At 69.5% G+C, this 23,459-nt stretch carries 18 protein-coding genes; 5 read left to right on the top strand and 13 right to left on the bottom strand.

All coding sequences use genetic code 11. From position 1 onward, the window contains the following. Positions 1-95 precede the first annotated feature (95 nt). The 8 genes from H9Y04_RS12935 to H9Y04_RS12900 form a co-directional block, all read right to left on the bottom strand. Positions 96-1,247 (bottom strand): inositol-3-phosphate synthase, encoded by a 1,152-nt coding sequence (locus H9Y04_RS12935; RefSeq protein WP_438818100.1) that lies wholly within the window; start codon positions 1,245-1,247, stop codon positions 96-98. Between the two features lie 195 nt (positions 1,248-1,442). Beyond that, the gene (locus tag H9Y04_RS12930; protein ID WP_187813960.1) at positions 1,443-5,177 is read right to left on the bottom strand and encodes a ThuA domain-containing protein; all 3,735 of its coding nucleotides are present in this window, start codon (positions 5,175-5,177) and stop codon (positions 1,443-1,445) included. Positions 5,178-5,453: 276 nt separating this feature from the next. Continuing rightward, positions 5,454-6,455 (bottom strand): sugar phosphate isomerase/epimerase family protein, encoded by a 1,002-nt coding sequence (locus tag H9Y04_RS12925; protein ID WP_187813959.1) that lies wholly within the window; start codon positions 6,453-6,455, stop codon positions 5,454-5,456. Between the two features lie 28 nt (positions 6,456-6,483). Continuing rightward, positions 6,484-7,647: a Gfo/Idh/MocA family protein gene (locus tag H9Y04_RS12920; RefSeq protein WP_187814416.1), complete on the bottom strand. Its 1,164-nt coding sequence runs from the start codon at positions 7,645-7,647 to the stop codon at positions 6,484-6,486. A gap of 182 nt (positions 7,648-7,829) precedes the next feature. Then, on the bottom strand, positions 7,830-8,873 hold the full coding sequence (locus H9Y04_RS12915; RefSeq protein WP_187813958.1) for a substrate-binding domain-containing protein: 1,044 nt from the start codon (positions 8,871-8,873) through the stop codon (positions 7,830-7,832). 84 nt (positions 8,874-8,957) lie between these two features. Further along, the gene (locus H9Y04_RS12910) at positions 8,958-10,004 is read right to left on the bottom strand and encodes an ABC transporter permease (RefSeq protein ID WP_187813957.1); all 1,047 of its coding nucleotides are present in this window, start codon (positions 10,002-10,004) and stop codon (positions 8,958-8,960) included. Further along, the gene (locus H9Y04_RS12905) at positions 10,001-11,491 is read right to left on the bottom strand and encodes a sugar ABC transporter ATP-binding protein (protein ID WP_187814415.1); all 1,491 of its coding nucleotides are present in this window, start codon (positions 11,489-11,491) and stop codon (positions 10,001-10,003) included. Before H9Y04_RS12905 ends, H9Y04_RS12910 begins: the two co-directional genes overlap by 4 nt. A gap of 357 nt (positions 11,492-11,848) precedes the next feature. Then, the gene (locus H9Y04_RS12900) at positions 11,849-13,039 is read right to left on the bottom strand and encodes an ROK family transcriptional regulator (protein ID WP_187813956.1); all 1,191 of its coding nucleotides are present in this window, start codon (positions 13,037-13,039) and stop codon (positions 11,849-11,851) included. Positions 13,040-13,227: 188 nt separating this feature from the next. Here H9Y04_RS12900 and H9Y04_RS12895 point away from each other — a divergent pair, with 188 nt between their 5' ends. Then, a complete protein-coding gene (locus H9Y04_RS12895) occupies positions 13,228-14,052 on the top strand; it encodes an NAD(P)H-binding protein (RefSeq protein ID WP_187813955.1) in 825 nt (274 codons plus the stop codon). Positions 14,053-14,102: 50 nt separating this feature from the next. Here H9Y04_RS12895 and H9Y04_RS12890 read toward each other — a convergent pair whose 3' ends face one another. From H9Y04_RS12890 to H9Y04_RS12875, 5 genes are all read right to left on the bottom strand, one after another. Continuing rightward, a complete protein-coding gene (locus H9Y04_RS12890) occupies positions 14,103-14,729 on the bottom strand; it encodes a DUF305 domain-containing protein (protein ID WP_187813954.1) in 627 nt (208 codons plus the stop codon). Between the two features lie 123 nt (positions 14,730-14,852). Further along, entirely contained in the window at positions 14,853-15,281 is a 429-nt protein-coding gene (locus H9Y04_RS12885) for a DUF6153 family protein (protein WP_187813953.1), read from the bottom strand. Positions 15,282-15,319: 38 nt separating this feature from the next. Next, complete coding sequence (locus H9Y04_RS12880) at positions 15,320-15,997, bottom strand: GntR family transcriptional regulator (protein ID WP_187814414.1); 678 nt, start codon at positions 15,995-15,997, stop codon at positions 15,320-15,322. A 270-nt stretch (positions 15,998-16,267) separates the two neighbouring features. After that, on the bottom strand, positions 16,268-16,402 hold the full coding sequence (locus H9Y04_RS48665; protein ID WP_438818099.1) for an MFS transporter small subunit: 135 nt from the start codon (positions 16,400-16,402) through the stop codon (positions 16,268-16,270). Beyond that, the gene (locus tag H9Y04_RS12875) at positions 16,371-17,717 is read right to left on the bottom strand and encodes an OFA family MFS transporter (RefSeq protein WP_187813952.1); all 1,347 of its coding nucleotides are present in this window, start codon (positions 17,715-17,717) and stop codon (positions 16,371-16,373) included. The genes H9Y04_RS48665 and H9Y04_RS12875 overlap by 32 nt, the downstream gene beginning before the upstream one ends. Before the next feature lie 55 nt (positions 17,718-17,772). On the opposite strand from H9Y04_RS12875, the gene H9Y04_RS12870 reads away from it, so the two are divergent. The 4 genes from H9Y04_RS12870 to H9Y04_RS12855 all read left to right on the top strand — a co-directional run bounded on the left by H9Y04_RS12870 (position 17,773) and on the right by H9Y04_RS12855 (position 23,457). After that, positions 17,773-18,237 carry a pyridoxamine 5'-phosphate oxidase family protein gene (locus H9Y04_RS12870; RefSeq protein ID WP_187813951.1) on the top strand — a complete coding sequence of 155 codons (465 nt, stop codon included), beginning with the start codon at positions 17,773-17,775 and terminating at the stop codon, positions 18,235-18,237. 201 nt (positions 18,238-18,438) lie between these two features. Further along, a complete protein-coding gene (locus tag H9Y04_RS12865) occupies positions 18,439-19,416 on the top strand; it encodes a 2-dehydropantoate 2-reductase (protein ID WP_187813950.1) in 978 nt (325 codons plus the stop codon). Between the two features lie 160 nt (positions 19,417-19,576). After that, a complete protein-coding gene (locus H9Y04_RS12860) occupies positions 19,577-21,529 on the top strand; it encodes a molybdopterin-dependent oxidoreductase (protein ID WP_187813949.1) in 1,953 nt (650 codons plus the stop codon). Between the two features lie 8 nt (positions 21,530-21,537). After that, positions 21,538-23,457: an NAD(P)H-dependent oxidoreductase subunit E gene (locus H9Y04_RS12855; RefSeq protein ID WP_187813948.1), complete on the top strand. Its 1,920-nt coding sequence runs from the start codon at positions 21,538-21,540 to the stop codon at positions 23,455-23,457. Positions 23,458-23,459 lie beyond the last annotated feature (2 nt).

Here is a 23,459-nt window from a genome sequence, read left to right as displayed (position 1 = left end):
TCCGCCACCGCGGCCGATCCCCGCCCAGGCCGCACCCGCGACCCCCGCCACCGCCAGCGCGCCCGCCAAGGAAAGGAGGCGTAGACGACCGCCGGTCATCGAGTGGCTCGCAGCCGCTCGGCGAAGGACAAAAGATGGGTGAACTGCTCGCCGAGAGAGGAGGAAGCGCCGTCCGGGTCCTTGAAGAAGAAGCCGAGTTCGGGGCGCGGTCCCGTCAGACCCACCTCGCCGGCCCGGGCGACCAGACGGGCCAGGTCGATGACCAGGGGCGCCGCGAGCGCCGAGTCGCAGCCTTGCCAGATCGTCTGGAGCACCATCCGCGTACCGAGAAACCCGTCGAAGGCGATGTGGTCCCAGGCGGTCTTCCAGTCGCCGAGCGACGGCACGTCGTCGATGTGCACCTCGCCCTGCGGCGCGCTGCCGAACACATCGGCCAGCACACGCTCCTTGCCGGCGTTCTTGGCGGCCGCCGCGGCGGGGTCGGCAAGGGCGGCGCCGTCGCCACCGCCGAGCAGGTTCGATCCGGACCAGGCGCGTACTTCCAGCGCGCGCTGCAGGAACATCGGCGCGAGCACTGAACGCAGCAGTGTCTGACCGGTCTTGCCGTCCCGCCCGGTCCAGGTGAGTCCCGAGGCCTCGGCCTCGTCGGCCAGCGCGGGGTGGTGCATACCGGTGGAGGGCGTGAAGTTCACATACGCGCAGCCGGCGCGCAGCGCCGCGGCCGCGTACAGAGAGCTGGCCGGAAGCCGTCCATCCCCACTGTGGGCGCCCGCGGGCAGCGCCTCCGTCGAGGCCACGTTCACCACGACGGCCCCGCCCAGACCCCGGCGCCGTACGAAATCGGTGATGTCGGCGGCGAAAGCGTCGATCAGCTCCTCGTCGGAGCGCGTGTCTCCCGGCTGCGGTCCGCCGGGCCGTATCTCCGCGTCCGCGGCGGTCAGTTCGGCACCGACCGCGGCCGGCAGCCCGTGGGGCAGCACTCCCCCGGCGGCCAGCTGCTCCGCCCGCTTGGGCAGCGGGCACCCCACCGTGTCATGGCCGCCGAACACCAGCGACCCGAGGGGCGCGAGCCCGCAGTCCGCGAACGGCGGCGTCTCGGTGACCATCCCGGTCGCCGGATGCAGCCCGGCGGCGACGGCCGCCGCACCGGCGACGACGGTGGTGGCGACGGAGCCCCGGGCTCCGACGAGCCACACCCCCAAAGCGGGTGCGGCAGAAGTCAGTTGGGCGGATGCGGACGTGGACACAGGGAGCCTCCTGTCGTGCACAGACCATGCCGGATGCGCCGGAGAAGTCGGACCGAGCGATCGGACGAAGGAGTCGGACCGAGCGGCCGGACAGGGAAGTCGGACCGGTCCCGGCCGCCCCCGTGATCAATTCGGGGGCAGCCGGTCCGGCACTGACGTCGGGCGGAGGTCCGGCGTCCGCCGCCCGACGCCGTCCTAGGCGCCCGGAGTGGGCAGGTTCTTCAGCTCGATGTTCCGGAAGGAGACCTGGTCGGCGGCGCCGTGGTTCTGCAGACCGATGTAGCCGTCGGTCAGGCTCCGCTCGGGGTCCTTGTTGGTGAAGTCGTTGATCTTGACTCCGTTGAGGAACACCTGGAGGCGCTCCCCCTGGACCCTGATCTCGTACGAATTCCACTGGCCCGGCGGCCGCAGCACCTGGTCACGGGCCTTGATGTCCGCCGACTTGAAGGAGTAGATCGCCCCGGTGGTGCGGTCGGGCGCGTCCGTCGCGTCGATCTGGATCTCGTACCCCTTGTTCACCGCGGACCAGGGGTCGTCGGAGGCGGGGAAGCCTACGAAGATCCCGGAGTTGTCGTCGCCCTGCATCTTCCAGTCGAGCTTCAGGGAGTACGACTTGAGCTCCTTGGCCTGGTACCAGAGCAGCCCCATGCCGCCCTCGGTCTGCATGACCCCGTCCTTGACCACGAACTTGCCGGGTCCGGCCTGCTTCCAGCCTTCGAGCGTCTCGCCGTTGAAGATCGACCGGTAGCCGGTGTCCGGCCGGCAGTCCGCCTTCACCTGACCGGAGGCGTACTGCAGACCGCCCAGCAGGTGCTGACGGAAGGCCTCCTCGGCGTACGACTCCTTGGTGTGACCGCCGCCGGTGTAGAAGGAGCGGCCGCCGCCGTAGCTCTGGCACCAGGCGATCGGGTGGTCGCCCTTCATGGTGCCGCCGGTGTAGGTGGTCTCGTCGAGGGTGGCGAGGATCTTCGCCTTGTCCCGCGGGTTGGTGCGGTAGTTGTACCACTCGTCGGTGCGCTCCCAGGTCTCGCCCAGGTGCGCGGTCGACGGGTGGTCGTGGTCCTCGACGCGGACCGTGGCCTTCTGGATGGCCGGGTGGGACTGGAAGTAGGCGCCGGCGAGGCCGCCGTAGAACTCCCAGTCGTACTCGGTGTCGGCGGCCGCGTGGATGCCCATGTAGCCGCCGCCGTTCGCGACGTACCCCTCGAAGGCCTTCTGCTGGGCTTCGTTCAGCACGTCACCGGTCGTGGACAGGAAGACCACCGCGTCGTACTTGGCGAGGTTGGTGGTCGTGAACTGCCCGGCCTCCTCGGTCGCGTCGACCGAGATGCCGGCGGGCCCGCCGAGCTCCTTCAGGGCGGCGACGCCCGTCGGGATGGAGTCGTGCCGGAAGCCGGCGGTCTTGGAGAAGACCAGGACCTTCTTGCCGGCCTTGAAGGGCTCGGTGGAGAACTCGAAGTCGTCCACGTCGTACAGCGCGCCCTCTCCGCCCTTGAACACCAGGTAGATCTCGGTGGTCTTGCTGGGCAGACTGCGCAGCGGCACATCCACGTTCTGGAAGGTGTCCCAGTTGCCGGTCGGCGGGATGTACGCGGAGCCGTGCAGCATGCCGGTGGGCGATCCGGTGCGCAGCTCGATGAAGCCGCCCGCGCCGCCGGACGAGGCCCGTACGGTCATCTTCTTCTGACCCGAGAAGCGGTACGGGGAGAAGGAGATCCAGTCGCCGTCGTTGATGTCGCCGACGGTCTTGCCGCCGTGGGCGCCGGCCTTGTCGTAGGTCTTGATGCCCTGCTGCTTGCCGAAGTGCTCGGCCTGGCGGTGCAGCGGCTGGAGCACGGCGCGGGCGGTGCCCGTCAGCGCCTCCTGGCCGTTGGAGCCGCCGTCGGTGTACGAGGCGCCGACGACGCCGTAGATGTTGGCGTTGGGGTCGTGTCCGCCGTCACCGGGCGGCGGTGTCAGCGTCCCCTCGCAGCCCATCTCGCTGGTCAGCTCGTGGGCGTGCGAGTCGTGGCCGAGGCTGTAGCCGACCTTGACCTTCGAGCAGTCGATGGTCTCGTCGGGGTCGGTGACCGTCACCTTGAACGGGACGGGCTTGCCGAACTCGGCCAGGGTGCCGTTGCCCGGGACGTCGATCTTCACCTTGGGCGCGGTGTTGCCGACGACGATCCGCACGCTGGCGTTGCCGGTGTTGCCCTCGGGGTCCTTGGCGGTGAAGACCGCGGTGTAGGTGCCGATCTTCTTGTACTGGTGGGTGGGGTTGAGGCCCTCACCCTTCGTACCGTCGCCGAAGTCCCAGCTGTACGTGAGGTCCGTGGAGTCCGCGTCCTTGGCGGAGCCGGTGAAGCTCACCTTCAGACCGGCCGGGCCTGAGGTCTTGTTGGCGCTGACCTCGGCGATCGGCGAGAAGCCGTCCTCGGCGTTCTCGATCCGGTAGAGCGCGGAGTGCTCGTCGCCCTGGAACCAGGAGACACCGTAGTCGAGGACGTAGAGCGCGCCGTCGGGGCCGAACTCCATGTCCATGATCTGCGTGCCGGTCCACGGCAGGGTCTTGATCTCCTTGACCGAGCCGTCCTCGTTCTGCGAGATCGGCTTGATCCAGCGGCGGCCGAACTCGCCCGCGAAGAAGTCACCGTCGTAGGAGGCGGGGAACTTCACCTTGGAGTCGAGGTCCGGGTCGTAGCGGTAGACCGGACCGGCCATCGGGGACTCGGAGCCGGTGCCGAACTCGGGCACGCTGCCGCCGTCGTACGGGATCCACGCGGCCTGGGCGGGCGGCAGATCCGTGAGGCCGGTGTTGTGCGGCGAGGTGTTCTTCAGGTTCGCGCAGTCGAACTTCGGGCCGGACTCCTTGGTGGCGAAGTCGTAGTCGTTGTACGCGTCGTTGTTGCCGGTGCAGAAGGGCCAGCCGAAGTTGGCGGCCTTCGTGACCTTGGCGAACTCGACCTGTCCCGCCGGGCCGCGGGTGGCGGAGGCGGCGCCCGCGTCGGGGCCGTAGTCGCCCACGTACACGATGCCGGTCTTGTCGTCGACGCTCATCCGGAACGGGTTGCGGAAGCCCATCGCGTAGATCTCGGGGCGGGTCTTCTCGGTGCCCGGGGCGAAGAGGTTGCCCTCCGGGATGGTGTACGAGCCGTCCTCGGCAACCTTGATCCGGAGGATCTTGCCGCGCAGGTCGTTGGTGTTGCCGGAGCTGCGGCGGGCGTCGAAGGCGGGGTTGCGGCCCTCGCGGTCGTCGATCGGCGTGTAGCCGTCGGACGCGAAGGGGTTGGTGTCGTCGCCGGTCGACAGGTAGAGGTTGCCCTGCGCGTCGAAGTCGATGTCGCCGCCGACGTGGCAGCAGATGCCGCGCGAGGCCGCGACGTCGATGACCTTCTTCTCGCTGGCGGTGTTCAGCGTGCCGTTGGCGTTCAGCGTGAAGCGCGAGAGGCGGTTGACGCCGTCGAACTTCTTGAAGTCCTCGGCGGTGCCGGTCTCCGGGGCGTCGCCCGCGGGGGTGTCGAGCGGCGGGGCGTAGTAGAGGTAGATCGCCCGGTTGTTCTTGAAGTCGGGGTCGACCGCGACGCCTTGCAGGCCCTCTTCGTCGTGGCTGTAGACGTCGAGCTTGCCGGCGACCGTGGTGACGCCGCCCTGGTCGGTCAGGCGGAGCGTGCCGTCGCGCGAGGTGTGCAGGACGCTGCGGTCCGGCAGGACGGCGAGCGACATGGGCTCACCGGTCTCGGGCTCGCCCTTGGCGAGCGGCACTTGCTGGAACTGCCCTTCGGCGGCGGCCGGCTGCTCGTCGTGCTCCGGGTGCCCGGGGTGGGCGCCGGCCACGGTCGCGGGAGCACCCACGGCGAGCAGTAAACCGGTGAACAGGGCGAGGGTGGAACGCAGTCTCGGACGCTTGTTTACTCTCGGAGCTCTTGGAGTGAGATCTCTGCTTCTGTGCACGAAGTCCCTCCGGAATGCGGGTGGGCCGTACGAAACGGTGCTTAGACGTGCTCTGCGAGCGGGGTGCGCCGTCACCCCGAAGGACTCATGTCCTGTACACCTCAGGGACCGTAGCCGGGTTCGTCCACTTCCGAAAGACGTTGTGCAGCAAGGAAGTTGAACTTTTTCCCGGTCAAGGACAAAGCCTTGTTCGCCGAGGTCAGCGGCCTGATTCAGGGCAGGCCGGAGCCGGGGCCCGGCGTCCGTGCGGACAGCCGGGCCCCTGCGGGTCCGTGCTCAGTCGCTCCCGAAGGCCGCGTCGAAGGACGTGGTCGGCAGCTCGTAGTCGTACGCCTTCAGCATCGTCAGCGCCTCCGGTGCACCCCGGAGCCGGTCCATGCCCGCGTCCTCCCACTCGACGGAGATCGGACCGTCGTAGCCGATGGAGTTGAGCATCCGGAAGACGTCCTCCCAGGGCACGTCCCCGTGCCCCGCGGAGACGAAGTCCCAGCCGCGCCGCGGGTCGCCCCAGGGCAGATGCGAGCCGAGCCGCCCGTTGCGGCCGTCTAGGCGGCGCCGGGCCTCCTTGCAGTCCACGTGGTAGATGCGGTCGCGGAAGTCGTAGAGGAAGCCGACCGGGTCTAGGTCCTGCCAGACGAAGTGCGAGGGGTCGAAGTTCAGGCCGAAGGCGGGGCGCCGGTCGACCGCTTCGAGGGCCTTCACCGTGGTCCAGTAGTCGTACGCGATCTCGCTGGGGTGCACCTCGTGGGCGAAGCGCACGCCCTCGGCGTCGAAGACGTCGAGGATCGGGTTCCAGCGCGCGGCGAAGTCCTCGTACCCCGCCTCGATCATCGACTCGGGAGCCGGCGGGAACATCGCGACGAGATGCCAGATCGAGGACCCGGTGAAGCCGATCACGGTGTCGACCCCGAAGGCCGCGGCGGCCCGCGCGGTGTCCTTGATCTCGGCGGCCGCCCGCTGCCGCACCCCTTCACCCTCGCCGTCGCCCCAGATCCTCGAAGGCAGGATGGCCTGGTGGCGCTGGTCGATGATCGAGTCGCAGACCGCCTGGCCGACGAGGTGGTTGGAGATGGCGAAGCACTTCAGGCCGTACTTCTCCAGGAGCTGGTGGCGCCCCTTGATGTACGCGGGATCGGCGAGGGCCTTGTCGACCTCGAAGTGGTCGCCCCAGCAGGCGAGTTCGAGTCCGTCGTAGCCGAAGTCGCGGGCGTGCGCGCAGACCTCCTCGAGCGGAAGATCGGCCCACTGGCCGGTGAAGAGCGTGAAGGGACGCGTCATGTCCGGGCCTCCTCGGCGGGTGTACGGGTCATGTCCGGGCCTCCTGTACCGGTACGGGGGTGAAGGCGGAGTTCTTGGCCGCGCTCTCCTCGACCGCCGCGAGCACCCGCTGCACCTGCAGACCGTCCGCGAAGGACGGCGCGGGCGCGGTGCCCGAGGCGATCGCGTGCACGAGATCGCGCGCCTGGTGGACGAAGGTGTGCTCGTAGCCGAGACCGTGCCCCGGCGGCCACCAGGCCTCCAGGTACGGGTGCTCGGGTTCGGTGACGAGGATGCGCCGGAAGCCGGCCGTACCCGCGGGCAGGGTGTGGTCGTGGAAGGACAGCTCGTTGAGCCGCTCCAGGTCGAAGGCCAGCGAGCCCTTCTCACCGTTGAGTTCGAGCCGCAGCGCGTTCTTGCGGCCGGTCGCGAACCGGGTGGCCTCGAAGGACGCGAGCGCCCCGTTGGCGAACCGCCCGGTGAACAGGGCCGCGTCGTCCACGGTCACCTGGCCGCGCTCCGCCGAGGCCGTACCGGAGAGCCCGGCCGAGGAACCGGAGAGCAACGGGCGCTCACGGACAAACGTTTCCGTAAGCGCGGACACCCCGGCGATCGGCGAACCGGTGACGTACTGCGCGAGGTCCACGATGTGCGCCCCGAGGTCGCCGAGCGCCCCCGAGCCAGCATGCTCGCGCTCCAGGCGCCAGGTCAGCGGGAACTCCGGGTCGACCAGCCAGTCCTGCAGATACGTCACGCGTACGTGGTGGATGGCGCCGAGCCTGCCGTCGGCGACCATCTGCCGCGCCAGGGCCATGGCGGGCACCCGGCGGTAGTTGAAGCCGACCATGGCCAACTGCCCGCGGGCCGCGGCACGTTCGGCCGCCTCCAGCATCGCCTCGGCCTCCTCGACCGTATTGGCCAGGGGCTTCTCGCACAGCACATGCTTGCCGGCCTCCAGCGCGGCGATCGCGATCTCCGCGTGGCTGTCGCCCGGTGTGCAGATGTCGACGAGCTGCACATCGTCGCGCGCGATCAGCGCCCGCCAGTCCGTCTCCGCGGCGGCCCAGCCGTGCCGGTCCGCGGCCGCCTGCACCGCGGCCGCGTCCCGTCCGCAGATCGCGGCGAGCCGGGGCTGGAGCGGCAGGTCGAAGACCCGGCCTGCGGTGCGCCACCCCTGGGAGTGGGCGGCGCCCATAAAGGCGTAGCCGACCATGCCCACGCCGAGCCCGCCGCGCCTCACGGCGGCGGACTCCTGCTTGTCTTGCACGTCCTCCATACGGGATTCCTCCTAGTCGGCTTGCGGTGCCGCGGTCGTCTGCCGTGGGGGGATGACCGCGGCACCAGGTGCGGATGAACCGGCCCCCGGGTCCACTGGGCCCGGGGCCCGTGTCCGCATCACTTGAAGCCGGTGGGCTTGTACTGGGCGACGTTGGTCTTGTCGACGACGGCCGAGTACAAGGTGACCGAGGACGGGATCTCGAACTCGGCCATGCCGCCGATGCCCTTGGCCTGGCCGAGCGCGCGGGCCAGGTCGATGGCCGATGCGGCCATGGTGGGCGGGTAGAGGACGGTGGCCTTGAGGACGCCGTCGTCCTTCTCGATGTGCTCGAAGGCGCTGGCCGCGCCGGCGCCGCCGACCATCAGGAAGTCGTCGCGGCCGGCCTGCGAGATGGCCTGCAGTGCGCCGACGCCCTGGTCGTCGTCGTGGTTCCACAGCGCGTCGAAGCTCTTCTGCGCCTGGAGCAGCGCGGCCATCTTGGCCTGGCCGGACTCGACGGTGAACTCGGCGGCCTGGCGGGCCACCTTCTTGATGTTCGGGTAGTTCTTCAGGGCGTCGTCGAAGCCCTTGGTGCGCTGCTGGGTGAGCTCGAGGTTGTCGATGCCTGCGAGCTCGACGACCTTGGCGTCCTGCTTGTCCTTGAGCTTCTCGCCGATGTAGTGGCCGGCGTTGAGGCCCATGCCGTAGTTGTCGCCGCCGATCCAGCAGCGGTAGGCCTGCGGCGAGGAGAAGATCCGGTCCAGGTTGATCACCGGGATGCCGGCCCGCATGGCCTTGAGGCCCGCCTGGGTCATGGCCTTGCCGTCGGCCGGCAGGATCACCAGGACGTCGACCTTCTTGTTGATCAGCGAGTCGATCTGGCCGATCTGGGCGGCCGCGTCGTTGGAGCCCTCGGTGATGTCGAGCTCGACGTCCGAGTACTTCTTGGCGCGGTTGCGGGCGTTGTCGTTGATCGCGTTGAGCCAGCCGTGGTCGGCCTGCGGTCCGGCGAAGCCGACGACGACCTTCTTGCCGGGCTTGTCGTCGGCGACGGGGGCCTCCGACGGCTTGTCCTCCGACTTGTCGCTGGGCTCGTTGCTGGTGCAGGCGGTGAGGAGGGCACCGGTGGAGATGGCGGCGGCCCCGAAGAGCAGTCCTCTGCGGCTCGTGATTTCTGGCATGACGGACCCTTCGCTGAAGTGTGGGTACGACGGGGTGGGTGGGGTGGAGCGGAACGGGTGGTACGACCGGGCGCGTGGGGGTCGCTAAGTGGTCTGGTTGCGCGAGGTGCGGTGCTGCACCAGGACGGCGACGACGATGATCGCGCCCTTGGCGATCTGCTGGGTCGCGCTCTCCAGGTTGTTGAGGATGAAGATGTTGGTGATCGTCTGGAAGATCAGCACGCCGAGCACCGCGCCGACGATCGTGCCCCGTCCGCCGCTCAGCAAGGTGCCGCCGATGATGCACGCGGCGATGGCGTCGAGTTCGTAGAGGTTGCCGTTGGTGTTCTGGCCGGAGCCGGAGAGGACGATCAGCATGAACGCGGCGATGCCGCAGCACAGTCCGGACAGGAGATAGACGTAGAGTCGCTGCCGCCTGACATCGATGCCTGCCAGGCGTGCCGCCTCGTCGTTGCCGCCGACCGCGACCGTACGGCGGCCGAACGTGGTGCGGTTGAGCACCAGCCAGCCGATGATCGCCACGCCCGCGAAGATCAGCACCAGTGGCGGGATGCCGAGGATGTAGGCGTCCTGGTAGCCCATGTCGAGCACCGACTGGACAGTGACCGTCTGGGTGTTGCCGCCGGTGATCTGGAGGGCGAAGCCGCGCGCCGAGGCGAGCATCGCCAGGGTCGCGATGAAGGGCACCATCCCGCCGAACGAGATCAGGACGCCGTTGACGAGGCCGCAGCCGAGTCCCACGAGGACGGCGGTGAGCAGGATGCCCCAGAACCCGAACTCCTGGGTGGCCACGGTCGTCGCCCATACCGAGGCGAGGGCCACGATCGCGCCGACCGACAGATCGATGCCCCCGCTGATGATCACGAAGGTCATGCCGACCGTGACCACACCGATGACCGAGGCCTGGGTGAGGACCAGTTGGAGGTTGTCGATCTCCAGGAAGTTGTCCGGCTTGGTGATGCCGCCGACGATGATCAGCGCGATCAGCACGCCGACCAGGGACAGCGTGCGCAGATCGGCGCGGGCGAAGACGATGCGCCGGGGGTTCGCCGCCTTCGGCGCTTCGGGTTCGGCGAGCACAGGCCCGGCCCCGGGGCCGTTCTGCTCCGCCTTCGAAACAGGGCTTGTCATGTCGCCGGGCTCCCTTCCATCACGAGATCGAGTACGCGGTGTTCGTCGAGCTCCTGCGCGGGCGCCGTGTGCACCACGCGGCCTTCGCGCAGGACGAGCACCCGGTCGGCGAGACCGAGCACTTCGGGGACTTCACTGGAGACGAGCAGCACACCGAGGCCTTCGTCGGCGAGCCGCCGGATGACGGCGTACAGCTCGGCCCGGGCGCCGACGTCGACGCCGCGGGTGGGTTCGTCGAGCAGCAGCACCTTGCAGCCGCGGAGCAGCCAGCGGGCGAGCACCGCCTTCTGCTGGTTGCCGCCGGACAGGGTGCGCACGGGCACGTCGGGGTTGTCGGGCCGCAGCGACAGTTCGCGTACGGCCTTCTGGGCGGCCAGGAACTCGGCACCCCGGTTGAGCCAACCGCCCGTTGCATAGCGGGACATGGAGGAGACGGAGACGTTGCGCGTGACGGACTCCAGCATCAGGAGCGCCTGTGCCTTGCGCTCCTCGGGAGCGAGTCCGAGTCCGGCGCGTACGGCGGCCCGTACGCTGCCCGGCTTGAGCTCGGTCCCTTCGACGAGCACGCGGCCCGAAGTGGCCTTCCGCGCGCCGAAGATGGTCTCCAGGATCTCCGAGCGGCCCGATCCGACCAGGCCCGCGAGCCCGACGATCTCTCCGGGCCGTATCTCCAGGTCGAGAGGCGCGAACTCGCCCTCGCGGGCGAGGCCTTCGGCCTTGAGCAGCACCTTGCCGTCCGCTGCCCCGGTGGGCCGCTCGGGGAAGATGTACTCGACGTTGCGCCCGGTCATCAGGGCGACGACATCCTTGGTCGGGGTGGTCTTGGCCGGCAGGCCGACCGCGACGGCCCGGCCGTCCTTGAGGACGGTGACCCGGTCGCCGATCCGGCGGATCTCCTCGAGCCGGTGCGAGATGTAGACGACGGCGACGCCGTCGGCGGTCAGGTCGGCGACGATACGGAAGAGGTTCTCGACCTCGTCCGGGTCGAGGGCCGCGGACGGCTCGTCCATCACGATCAGCTTGACGTCGTGCGAGAGGGCGCGGGCCATCGAGACGATCTGCTGGTGGGCGGCGGACAGGTTGCCGACGAGTGTGCCGGGGTCGATCTCCGGGTGGCCGAGGCGCTTGAGCAGCTTGCGCGTCTCCTCCTTCGCCTCGCGCCCCCGCACCACGAAGCCGGCGCTGGTCGGCTCGTGGCCGAGGAAGACGTTCTCCGCCACCGACACATGCGTGACGAGGTCCAACTCCTGGTAGATGGTGGCGATTCCCAGGCGCATCGCGGCGATCGGCGAGCGCAGGGACACCTCCTCGCCCTGCCAGGTGATCGTGCCGCCGTCGGGCTGGTGGGCCCCGGCGAGCACCTTGATCAGGGTGGACTTGCCGGCGCCGTTCTGCCCGAGCAGACAGTGCACCTCACCGGGCAGCACTTCGAGGGCTACGCCGTCGAGGGCGCGGACGCCGGGAAAGGACTTGGTGATGCCGTCCATGAGCAGCAAGGGCGGCTGTGGTGCTCGGTCGTGCTCTGGTGCCATGACATATCCCCTCAAAGGGCGGTCCATGCCGGTGAGCGGGCAGGGCAAAGCCGCGCGGCGTACCGGGCGCGGGTCCGGATGGGGTGGGGCTGACGGGTTCGTTCGACGAGTACGGGGCGGGTGGAAGGTACGCGTGCGGCTCTTGCGGTCGTACGAACTGGTGGTGCGGGAAGGCCAGTTGGTGCGGAGGTGCGGGTTGGTGCGGGGGTGCGGGTCGGCAGGGCAAGGCCGGGTGGTCCTGCCGTGCCGGTCAGTTCAGCTGTGCCGGTTGTTTCAGCCGTGCCGGTTGGTGCGCGTCGGCCTGGTGGTGGATCAGGCCGGCGAGAACAGGTGGTCGCTGATGAGCCGGGCCGCGCCGATGACACCGGCGGTGGGGCCCAACTCGCCCAGGACGATGGGCAGATTGCCGGTCGCGAGGGGCAGCGACTGGCGGTAGACCTGTGTGCGGATCGCAGCGAGCAGCGTATGGCCGAGTCCGGTCACACCGCCGCCGATCACCACGAGGCCCGGGTTGAAGAAGCTGACGAGACCGGCGATGACCTGCCCGGTCCGGTTGCCGCCCTCGCGGATCAGCTCGAGCGCGACGGCGTCGCCCGCGGCCGCGGCGGCGGCCACATCGGCGGCGCTGAGCCGGCCCTCGAAGCCCTCGGCCTCGACCAGCGCCGCGAGTTCGGGTGAACGCCCCGAGTGGGCCGCCTCCTCGGCGTCGCGCGCGAGCGCGGCACCGCTGAAGTGGGCCTCCAGACAGCCCCGGTTGCCACAGGCACAGGGCCTGCCGTCCGGTTCCACCTGGATATGGCCGATGTCTCCGGCCGAACCCGTCGTACCGCGGTAGACCTCGCCGCCGACGACGATGCCGCAGCCGATACCCGTACCGATCTTGATGCAGAGGAAGTCGTGCACACTGCGGGCGACGCCCGCGTGCTGCTCCCCCATGGCCATCAGGTTCACGTCGTTGTCGACCATGACCGGGCAGCCGAGGTCCTGGCTGAGCGCTTCCCGTACGGGGAAACCGTCCCAGCCCGGCATGATCGGCGGCGCGACCGGCACACCCTCGGGGAAGCGCACCGGTCCGGGGACTCCGATCCCGGCCCCGTCGAAGCCTTCGGCGAGTCCCGAGGCCTTCAACTTGGCGGCCATCGCAAGGACTTGCTCGAAGACGGCGACGGGGCCCTCACGGACGTCCATCGGCTGATTGACGTGGCCGAGCACCTCGAGCTCCGCGTTGGTGACGGCCACGTCGACGGAGGTCGCGCCGATGTCCACGCCGAGGAAGCGCAGCTCCGGCGCGAGCCGGATGTTGTGGGAGCGGCGCCCGCCGCGCGAGGCGGCCAGGCCGTCGGCCACGACCAGACCGGTCTCCAGGAGGCGGTCCACCTCGACGGCCAGCTTCGACCTGGACAGGTCGACCTGGTCGCCCAGTTGTGCCCGTGAGTTCGGCCCGCCGTCACGCAGCAGACGGAGCAGTCGCGCCTGGTGCGCGTTCGCGGGTCGAGCCGTCATTCGTCTCACGCCGCCCCTCCCGCCGTACTCCGGCATCCGCTGGCTTTCGAGGGGAAAGTAGCAGCGGTTGACCTGAGGGGGAAGAAGTTGCGCAGGAATCCAGTACAACTTTCTCCACGCAGAGGACAAAGGCCCGTGCGAACCCTGTGGGACGGCGGGTTCTCACGACGCGGCAGGGAGGGTCTCGCATGTTCCTGGTCACCGGAGCCACCGGCAATGCCGGCTCGGAAGTCGTCCGCCATCTGCAGCAACTCGACGCCGCCGTAAGGACGTTCAGCCGCTCGGGCCGCCCGCGCACGGACGGTGCGCTCCCCGTGGCCGGCGATCTCAACGATCCCGCCTCCGTGGCCTCGGCCCTCGACGGCGTACAGGGGATCTTCCTGCTCCCGGGCTATCAGCGGCTCCCCGAAACCCTCGCCGCGTGCGCGGACGCGGGCGTCGAGCGGGTGGTGCTGCTCTCCAGCAGCTCGATCCCCGGCGGGGAGCGGACCAACGCCGTGACGCGCTACATGAGGGAGTCCGAGGAGGCGGTCGAGGCGAGCGGACTGCCGTGGACCTTCCTGAGGCCCTGCGCGTTCGCCGCCAACGCCCTGCAGTGGAAGGACCAGTTGGCGGCCGGTGACGTGATCCGCGCGCCGTTCGCGCAGGTGCGGCAGGCGACCCTGGATCCGTACGACATCGGCGCGGTCGCCGCCCTCGCCCTCACCTCGTCCGGTCACGAAGGCAAGGCATACGCCCTGAGCGGTCCTGAGTCCCTGCTGCCCGAGGAGCGCGTACGGATCCTCGGCGACGTGCTCGGCCGCAAGCTGACCTTCGAGGGGCAGTCGGACGAGGAGGCGCGGGCGGAGATGAGCGCGCAGATGCCCGCCGAGTACGCGGACGCCTTCTTCCGCTTCTACGTGGACGGCACGCTGGACGAGTCGCCGGTGCTGCCCACGGTTCAGGAGCTCACGGGGCGGGCGCCGCGCACCTTCCGCACGTGGGCGACGGAGCACGCGGCCGCCTTCGGATAAGCGGGGTCGGGGACGGGCACGCGTGGTGCCCGCCCCCATCGCGCCGGCGGTCAGCTCTTGCCGAGCATCTCGTTCATCCGCTCGATCTCGTCCGACTGCGAGGTGATGATGGCCCCGGCCATCTCCTTGGCGGGGGCGTAGGCACCCTCGGCCTGTTCGGTCTTCGCCATGGCCACGGCCCCTTCGTGGTGCTTGATCATCAGCTCCATGAAGGCGGTGTCGAAGGCCTTGCCCGAGGCCTTCTCGAGGCCGGCCATCTCCGCCTCGGTCATCATTCCGCCGCCATCGTGGCCGCCGTGGCCGCCCATCTCGCCTTCCGCGGGCACGTCCTCGCCCCAGGAGGCCAGCCAGCCGGACAGGGTCTTGATCTCCGGGTCCTGGGCCTTCTTGATCTGCTCGGCGAGCTGCTTCAGCTCGGCGGACTCGGCCCGCTCGGGCGCGAGCTCGGCCATCTCCACCGCCTGGCGGTGGTGCGGGATCATGCCCTGCGCGAACGCGACGTCGGCGGCGTTCTGCTGCCGTTCGCCCTGCGACGCGGTGGCTGACGGCGACTTCGAGGTGTGGCCGCCGCCGTGCCCGGCGGTGTCCTCGCTGCCGCAGGCGGCCAGGACGAACGCGGCCGCTCCGGCCGTGGTGATCGCGACGGTGCGGCGGATCAAGGTACGCGTGCTCTTCATCTGAGGTGCAACTCCTTCGCGCGCGACCGGAACAGGACGCGCGGACATACGGATTCAGGGTGGGCGCGAGCGCGGCGGAGCGCTCCGGCGCAGGCCGGAGTGCGGCGCCGCGAAAGGCGGGCCCTATATACGCAGGAGTTGCATTTCGGATAGATCGGGCGGAGCGCGGTCGCGCACGACGCCGGGCTCGGGGGCCTCGGCACGGACGACGGCGGGCGGATTCACCGGCGCCGCACTCAGAGCGGGCGGCACGTACGGCGAGCCGATACCGGTCGCCGCACAGGTCCCGTCCGCGTGCTCCAGGTGGTCGGAGCCATGACCGCTGTGCGCGCACTGCGCGGTCTCGTGCGCACCGGCGGGCGCGTGCTCACCGACGGACGTCTGCCCCATCGCGGCCGCGTGCGCCATCGGCTTCGCGTGCGGCGCGGGTGCGCCACCGGGAGGCAGCGCGTGCATACCGAGCACACCGGTGAGCACCGCCATGACCAGCAGCACGAGGAGCCGCCCGGCGGGGCGGCTCCTCGGTGCGCGGTCCGTGGTCACGCCGACCATCGTACGGGGTGGGGGTATGCCCCGCGAAGGCGGGCAGGTCAGCCGTTCTCGCGCTGGTGGTACGTACGGCGGGTGTGCTCGGTGTGGGCGCGCATCACCTGGGTGGCGCGCTGTTCGTCGCGGTCCGAGATCGCGGCGATCAGCTCGCGGTGCTCGATCCAGGACTGCTTGCCGCGCTGCCGGGCCACCGGTGTGTAGTACCAGCGCACCCGCTGGTCGACCCGTCCCGCCAGCTCCGAGAGCACGAGATTGCCGGCCAGCTGCATCACCTTGGCGTGGAACTCGGCGTTCGTCGCGACGACCAGGTCGACATCGCCGTCGGCGACGGCCTGCTCGCCCTTCTCGCACAGCGCCTCGAGAGCGGCGATCCCGGCGGATCCCGCGTTCGCCGCGGCGAGCCGCGCGGCCTCCGCTTCGAGGAGGGTACGCACGGTCAGGAGCTGGTCGGCCTCCTCCTCGGTGGGCTCGTGCACGAACGCGCCCTGCGCGGGACGCAGATCGACCCAGCCCTCGGTGTTCAGACGCTGCAGCGCCTCGCGCACCGGCTGACGGGAGACGCCGAGATGACCGGCGAGCTCGCTCTCCACCAGGTGCTGGCCCGGCCGCAAGGCTCTGGTCGTGATGAGCTCGAGCAGTGCGACATAGACACGCTCACGCAGCGGACCCGGCCGCTCGAGCTTGGGCACCGCTCCTTGCGGCAGTCCTGCGGACAACATCACGAACCCCCTCCTGGGCGGCGCTACCGCCACACGGTCAACTCGCCCCTCACGGATGGGCATTGGCTATCGTCTACAGTCTACCGAGCACAATTTCCAGCGTGGGTAAAAGTTGCCCTCATCACACGGGGATACGCATACCTGCAGAAACACGTCGGCCGAGGGACACAGGTGTGCCCCTCGGCCTGCGGTGCGTGCGGCCTCGGCCCTTAGGGAGCCTCGGCCCGTAGAGAGCCTCGCCCCGTAGAGAGCCTCAGCACAGGAAGAGCCTCAGCCCGTGAAGAGCTGGGTGGCCTTGCGGACGAGCTCGTAGATTCCGTACCCCAGCGGGACAAGCACCCAGAGCCAGGCGAAGGCGATCAGAGGACGCCGGTCAGGCGGACTGCTGCTCGACGGTGGCGTCATCGGAGGAGTCATCGGAGGCCTTTCGGGGCGTCGGGATGTGGTGGTGGCGCGGGTTCACGGGACGCACCAGCTCGTTGGCGACGAACCCGACGGCCAGCAGGCCGATCATGATGGTCAGGGAGAGGCCGTACAGGCCCGGTCCGCTCTTGCCGGCCGACTCCTGGGAATCCGCGACCCAGTTGACGATGAGAGGCCCGAGGACTCCGGCGGTGGACCATGCGGTGAGCAGCCGGCCGTGGATCGCGCCGACCTGGTAGGTGCCGAACAGATCCTTCAGATACGCGGGGATGGTCGCGAAACCGCCGCCGTAGAAGGAGAGGATCACCAGGGCACAGAGGATGAACAGCGGCTTGGACGAATCGCCGAGGCTCACGATGAGCAGGTACATCACCGCGCCGGCACCCAGATAGAGGCGGTAGATGTTCTTGCGGCCGATCAGGTCCGAGGTCGACGACCAGCCGATCCGCCCCGCCATGTTGGCGGCCGAGAGCAGCGCGACGAAGCCGGCCGCGGCGGAGACGGAGACCGGCGTGGCGGTGTCCGCGAAGAAGTCCGTGATCATCGGGGCGGCCTTCTCCAGGATCCCGATGCCCGCGGTGACGTTCATGCAGAGCACGACCCACAGGCACCAGAACTGCGGGGTGCGGATGGCCCGTCGAGCCGACACCTGCACGCCGGTGAGCTCCACCGGTTTGCCGTCCGCGGTCTGCTTCGGCCGCGGTACGCGGACGAGCAGCACCCCGAGCGACATGAAGACGGCATACGTGAGTCCGTGGACCAGGAAGGCAAGCGCGATGCCGCTGCCGGTCGCGCCGAAGGACTCGATCATCTGCGCCGACCAGGGCGAGGCGATCAGCGCACCGCCGCCGAAGCCCATGATGGCGATGCCGGTGGCCATGCCGGGCCGGTCGGGGAACCACTTGATCAGCGTGGACACCGGCGAGATGTAGCCGATGCCCAGGCCGATGCCGCCGACGAAGCCGTAGCCGAAGACGATCAGCCAGTACTGCTCGGTGGCGGCGCCGAGCGAGGCGAGCAGGAAACCCGAGGAGAAGCAGACGAGCGCGACGGTCATCGCCCAGCGCGGGCCGTTGCGCTCCACGAGCGTGCCGCCGAACGCGGCGGACAGGCCGAGCATCACGATGCCGAGCTGGAAGGGCAGGGCGCTCTGGGTGCCGGTGAGGTCGAGGGCGGATTCGAGTGGGGGCTTGAACACACTCCACGCGTAGGCCTGGCCGATGGACAGATGGACCGAAAGGGCGGCAGGCGGTACGAGCCAGCGGCTCCAACCGGGTGGGGCGATCGGAGGGGTCATGTCTGGGCACCCTAGAGATCACGGGAGTTGTTGAAAAGGCATCAAGATAGAGGGCATGACTTCTCAAAGCTCCGATGCTTCCCACGACTTCGACGTGGACACGTTCCTGCAGCAGCCGCTGACCGCACGCCTCGCGACCAGCGGGCCCACGGTGCGCCCGGTCTGGTTCCTCTGGGAGGACGGTGCCTTCTGGGTTCTCACGGGTCCTTGGGCCCGGCTGTTCGACCGGGTGCAGAAGGACCCTGCCGTCGCTCTCGTGGTGGACGAATGCGATATCGCGACCGGCCGCGTACTGCAGGTCATCGCGCGCGGGCGGGCCGAGCTCGTGCCGTTCGACGTACCGAGGGGCCGCCGCAAGCTCTCCCGCTATCTGGGGGCGGACGAATCCCTCTGGGACGAGCGGTTCATCGGCTATCTGCACGACGATCCGGCCCAACGGGGCACGAAGTGGCTGCGGTTGACGCCCACCTCCCTGAAGGCCACCGACCTGAGCTACACCGTCACACCGCCCGGAGCGTGACGCCGACCCGATGCGGGGCGTGACGCCGCCCCGCATCCGCTGTCGACAACTTCCGCTTCTCCACGATGGGTTGTCGGACTCGTTCCCATACTGTAGACAATATTTCGTCGACACTAACCAGTTTCGGGCCACGAGCCACTCCGGGCCACGAGCCCACGCTCCCCTTGATCGGCTTCCCTCGACCGAATGGAGAGCTCCACAGTGAAAGTCGCAGTTGTCGGCGCCGGTGCGATCGGCGCGTACGTCGGAGCGGCGCTGCAGCGCGCCGGTGCCGACGTCCATCTCCTGGCCCGTGGACCGCACTTGGCGGCCATGAGGCAGCACGGCGTGAAGGTGCACAGCCCGCGGGGCGACTGGACCGCGCAGGTGCACGCGACGGACCGGGCCGAGGACATCGGCCCGGTCGACCATGTCTTCCTGGGGCTGAAGGCCAATTCCTATGCGGCGTGCGGGCCATTGGTCGAGCCTCTGCTCCAGGACCACACATCGGTGATCGCGGCCCAGAACGGCATTCCGTGGTGGTACTTCCACGGGCACGGCGGGCCGCACGACGGCAGGCGGATCGAGAGCGTGGACCCGGGCGGTGCGGTGACCGCGGTGCTGCCGCAGGAGCGGGCCATCGGCTGTGTGGTCTACGCGGCCACCGAGCTCGAAGGCCCCGGCGTCGTACGGCATATCGAAGGCACGCGCTTCTCGATCGGCGAGCCGGACCGCTCGGTGTCCAAGCGCTGTCTGGAGTTCAGCGAGGCGATGCAGGCCGGCGGGCTCAAGTGCCCGGTGGAGCCGGATCTGCGCAACGACATCTGGATCAAGCTGCTCGGGAACATCTCCTTCAACCCGATCAGCGCCCTGACCCGGGCCACGATGCGCGAGATGTGCCTGCACGACTCCACGCGCGGCGTGATCGAGCTGATGATGGCGGAGACCCTCTCCGTCGCCTCGGCGCTCGGCTGCCATCCGGAGATCTCCATCGAACGCCGGATCGCGGGCGCGGAGCGCGTGGGCGACCACCGCACCTCCACGCTCCAGGACCTCGAGAAGGGCAAGCCGCTCGAACTCGACGTGCTGCTCTCGGCGGTGGTGGAACTGGCCGAGTTCACCGAGGTCCCGGTCCCGACCCTGCGTACGGTCGCGGCCATCTCCGATCTGCTCGCCCAGGGCACGGCTGTCGCAGCCTGACCCCGCACGACCAGGACGGGCATGCGGAGCAAGCGCCCGTATGCCCGTCCTGCTCCACCCGTCGCTCCGGCCGTCCCGATCCACAAAGACCCTGCAAGAGGCTTCCGTTGGGACTCGGGCGACAGAATACTGTATGCAATACAGGCATGAGGAGCTCAGCGTGAAGAAGCGAGACCGAACTCCCAAGACGTACAGCCGGCTCACCCATCCCCTGGTCCGCGACGAGAAGAACGGGCCGCTGCGCAGGGCGACCTGGGACGAGGCGCTGGCGAAGGCGGCGGAGGGATTCCGGCGCAACCGGATCGAGCACGGACCCGATTCCTTCGCCATGCTCTCCTGCGCCCGCGCCACCAACGAGATGAACTACGTGGCACAGAAGTTCACCCGCGTCGTGATGGGCACCAACAACGTCGATTCCTGCAACCGCACCTGTCACGCCCCGAGCGTGGCCGGCCTCTCCGCGGTCTTCGGGTCCGGCGGCGGCACTTCCTCGTACGAGGAAGTCGAGCACACCGACTTCATCCTGATGTGGGGCTCCAACGCCCGCTTCGCGCACCCGATCTTCTTCCAGCACGTCCTGAAGGGGATACGCAACGGAGCGCGGATGTACGCCGTCGACCCGCGCCGCACTTCCACCGCCGAGTGGGCGGAGAGCTGGCTCGGGCTGAACGTGGGCACCGACATCCCGCTCGCGCACGCCGTCGGCCGGGAGATCATCGCGGCCGGGCTGCACAACCAGAGCTTCATCGATCGCGCGACCACCGGCTTCGAGGACTACAAGAAGCTGGTCGAGCCCTGGACGCTCTCGCTCGCCGAGAAGGTGACGGGGGTCCCCGCGGCCGCCATCAAGGACCTGGCGCACGCCTACGCGAGCGCGGAGCGCGCGCAGCTGTGCTGGACGCTCGGGATCACCGAGCACCACAACGGCACGGACAACGTACGGGCGTTGATCAACCTCTCGCTGCTCACCGGCCATGTCGGGCGCTGGGGCGCGGGTGTGCAGCCGCTGCGCGGACAGAACAACGTGCAGGGCGGCGGCGACATGGGTGCCATCCCGAACCGGCTGCCCGGCTTCCAGGACATCCTGGACGACGGTCACCGCGCCAAGTTCGAGTCCGCCTGGGACGTGGTGATCCAGCCCAGGTACGGAATGACGCTCACGGACATGTTCGAGGCGATGGAGCACGGCGAGCTCAAGGCCGTCTACTGCATCGGCGAGAACCCGGCCCAGTCCGAGGCCGACAGCGACCAGGCCCTGCGCCGCCTGCAGGCCCTCGACCACCTGGTGGTCCAGGACATCTTCCTCACGAAGACCGCCGAGCTCGCGGACGTGGTGCTGCCCGCGACGGCCGCCTGGGCCGAGACGGACGGCACGACGACCAACAGTGAGCGGCGGGTTCAGCGGGTACGGGCAGCGCTCACGCCGCCCGGTGAGGCGCGCGAGGACATCGACATCATCTGCGATATCGCAGGTCTCCTCGGCCACGACTGGAAGTGGGCCGACTCGCAGGCCGTCTGGGACGAGTTGCGCAGCCTCTCCCCCGACCACTTCGGGATGACGTACGACCGGCTCGAAGAACACCACGGTCTGCAGTGGCCCTGCCCGGACACGGACAAGCTCCCGTCGAGCTTCCTGCACGGCAGGCTCTGGGAGACCGACCCCGAACGGCGCGGCACACCCGCCGCGTTCGGCCTGGTCGAGCACGATCCGCCGGTGGATCTGACCGACGAGAACTTCCCGATCCGCCTGACGACGGGCCGGCGCCTCGACTCGTACAACACCGGTGTGCAGACGGGGAGTTTCGCCTCGCCGCTGCGGCGCGGCGAGTACATCGAGCTGTGCCCGGAGGACGCGGAGAGCCTGGGTGTCCAGGTGGGCGAGGAGGTACGGGTCGCGTCGCGGCGCGGCACCGTCACGGCCCCGGTGTGGGTCGACCCGGCGCTGCGGCCCGGGCTCGCCTTCATGACGTTCCACTTCCCGGACGAGGTGGACACCAACCAGCTGACGATCGAGGCCAATTGCCCGATCGCGGGGACCGCCGAGTTCAAGGCCTCGGCGATCCGTATCGAAAAGCTGCACACGAATGAGCCCGTCGCGGCCGTGAGGAGCTGAGGCAGGACATGGATCTGCACTTCGGTGACAGCAAGCCGACCGATGAGGAGCGGGCAGCGGTGGACGCGCTGCTCGGCCCTCCGGAGTCGGCCTGGGAGGGGGCGTCGGACCGTACGGACACCGACCTTCGCTGGGCGCGGGGAGGCCGGGCCGCACGGGAGCGGCGCGATCTGTTGTTGCCGGGGCTGCATGCGGTCAACGACCGGGTGGGATGGATCAGCGAGGGCGCGCTCGACTATCTCTGCAGGCGGCTCACGGTCCCGCCGGCGGAGGCGTACGGGGTCGCGACGTTCTACTCCATGTTCTCCATGAAGCCCCGCCCCGCGACGGTCCTGCACGTCTGCACGGACCTGGCGTGCGCGTCCCGGGACTCCGCTTCCTTGTGCGCGGGTCTCGAAGCGCGTCTGGGTCCTGCGGGCACGCCGTCCGGGGCGGGGGTGCTCTGGGAGAAAAGCCCCTGCCTGGGCCTGTGCGAGCGGGCTCCGGCGGCTCTGGTGATACGGGCGGGGGCGACGCCTTCCGGTGAAGTCGGCCCGGGCAAGCGGCTGTTGGGGGCGCTGAGCGGCGGCGATCCGGTCGCCCCTGAGGTCACCAGGGCCACCGCGGTGATCGCCCCGGCGACCGTCGAGGAGGCGATCGTCGCGGCGACCGCTCCCGAGACGGCGCCGGAGGAGCCGGCCGCCGCTCTCGCCGTGCCGCAGGCAGGTCAGGAGGGTCTGGTCCTCCTGAAGAACATCGGCGTCGTCGACCCGTACGACCTGGACGACTACCGCTCCAACGGCGGTTATTCGGCGCTGCGTACGGCTTTCGCGATCGGCCCGGCGGGCGTGATCCGAGAGGTCAAGGACTCGGGCCTGGTGGGACGCGGCGGCGCGGCCTTCCCGACCGGGGTGAAGTGGCAGGCCACGGCCTCGCAGCCGGACCATCCGCACTATCTGGTCTGCAACGCGGACGAGTCCGAGCCCGGCACCTTCAAGGACCGCGTGATCATGGAGGGCGATCCGTACTCCCTGATCGAGTCGATGACGATCGCCGGGTACGCGATCGGCGCGCGACAGGGCTACCTCTACCTGCGCGGCGAGTACCCGCGGGCTCTGGAACGCCTGACGAACGCCATCGAGACGGCCCGCGCCCGGGGCCTGCTCGGCGAGAACATCATGGGCCAGGGCTACGACTTCGACATCGAGATACGCCGGGGCGCCGGCGCGTACATCTGCGGTGAGGAGACAGCGCTCTTCAACTCCATCGAGGGCTATCGCGGCGAGCCGCGTTCCAAGCCCCCGTTCCCGGTGGAGAAGGGCCTGTTCGGCAAGCCGACCGTCGAGAACAACGTCGAGACGCTGGTCAACGTGCTGCCGATCCTGACGATGGGCGCGCAGGCGTTCGCGGCGATCGGCACGGAGAAGTCGACCGGTCCGAAGCTGTTCTGCGTCTCCGGGAATGTGGCCAGGCCCGGGATCTACGAGCTGCCGTTCGGCGCGACGCTCGGAGATCTGCTCCAACTGGCAGGCCCGCCCGAGCGGTTGAAGGCGGTGCTGCTCGGCGGCGCGGCGGGCGGTTTCGTCCGGGCCGACGAGCTGGACATCCCGCTCACTTTCGAGGGCACCCGCGAGGCGGGCACGACGCTCGGCTCGGGGGTGGTCCTTGCGCTCGACGACAGCGTGCCGCTGCCGCGGATGCTGCTCCGTATCGCCGAGTTCTTCCGCGACGAGTCCTGCGGTCAGTGCGTGCCCTGCCGCGTCGGCACCGTACGGCAGGAGGAGGCGCTGCACCGGATCGCCGACCGTACGGGCTCGGCCGCCGCGAGCGACATCGCCCTGCTGCGGGAAGTGGGGGCGGCCATGAAGGACGCCTCGATCTGCGGTCTCGGGCAGACCGCGTGGAACGCCGTGGAATCGGCCATCGACCGTCTGGGAGCGTACGAATGACA

The sequence above is a fragment of the Streptomyces polyasparticus genome, assembly GCF_014493765.1.
Taxonomy (GTDB): Bacteria; Actinomycetota; Actinomycetes; order Streptomycetales; family Streptomycetaceae; genus Streptomyces; species Streptomyces polyasparticus.
This window is presented reverse-complemented; position numbering and strand designations above follow the sequence as displayed.